The sequence below is a fragment of the Rhodoferax sp. ZS1R8 genome, assembly GCF_056521325.1.
Window position 1 is genome coordinate 1 of the sequence record NZ_JBWMBA010000171.1, and the last position, 1086, is coordinate 1086.

2 protein-coding genes are annotated in these 1086 nt (G+C 62.2%); both read right to left on the reverse strand.

Features of this window, described 5'->3' with window-relative positions; all coding sequences use genetic code 11:
- The coding region (gene purH / locus AC097P_RS24740) for a bifunctional phosphoribosylaminoimidazolecarboxamide formyltransferase/IMP cyclohydrolase (RefSeq protein WP_479613063.1) at positions 1-983 on the reverse strand (983 nt) is incomplete at its 3' end.
- A gap of 19 nt (positions 984-1002) precedes the next feature.
- Positions 1003-1086: helix-turn-helix domain-containing protein (locus tag AC097P_RS24745; RefSeq protein WP_479613064.1), on the reverse strand; the 84-nt coding region annotated here is incomplete at its 5' end.

The window sequence follows — 1086 nt, forward strand, 5'->3', positions numbered from 1 at the left end:
AACTCGCAGTTCAGCGCAATGATGCCGCCGAAGGCTGAGGTGGGGTCGGTCTGGAAGGCCTTGCTGTAGGCCTCCAGCGCATTGGCGCCCACGGCCACACCGCAGGGGTTGGCGTGCTTGACGATGACACAGGCGGGGGTATTGGTGAGACTCTTCACACATTCCCACGCCGCGTCGGCATCGGCAATGTTGTTGTAGCTCAGCTCCTTGCCCTGCAACTGTTTGGCGGTGACCAGGGAACCGGGTGCGGGGTGCAAGTCGCGGTATAGCGCGGCCTGCTGGTGGCTGTTTTCGCCGTAGCGCAGGTCTTGCACCTTGATGAAACGGCTGTTGGACTGGCCGGCAAACAGGTCCAGCGTGGGTGCTGCGTCACCCGCTGGCACTCCGTCACCCAGTTGCACTGCGCTGAGGTAGTCGCTGATGGCGCCGTCGTATTGGCTGATGCGGTTAAAGGCTGCCACGCTCAGTGCAAACTTGGTCTTGTCGCTGACTTTGCCTGCGGCTTTGAGCTCGGCAATGACGGTGGCGTATTGCGACGCATCGGTCAGCACAGCCACGTCTTTCCAGTTCTTGGCAGCGCTGCGCACCATGGCCGGGCCGCCGATGTCGATGTTTTCGATGGCATCTTCCAGCGTGCAGCCGGCCTTGGCCACCGTGGCTTCAAATGGGTACAGATTCACCACCAGCACGTCGATGGTGTTGATCTGGTGTTCGGCCAATGCGGCCATGTGGGCGGGCACGTCACGGCGCGCCAGCAGACCGCCGTGCACGCGGGGGTGCAGCGTCTTGACGCGGCCGTCTAGCATCTCGGGGAAGCCGGTCATCTCGGCCACTTCGGTCACGGGCAGACCCTTGTCGGCCAGAAGCTTGGCGGTGCCACCGGTGGACAGCAGTTTGATGCCCTGCGCGTGTAACGCCTGGGCCAATTCGACGATGCCGGTTTTGTCGGAGACAGAGATCAGCGCGGTTTGGGGTGCGTTCATGGTGTGGTCAGGTGGTGTATCAGTCGATCAGCCGGTGTTCCAGCAACTTTTTGCGCAGGGTGTTGCGGTTCAGGCCCAGCCATTGCGCAGCCTTGGACTGGTT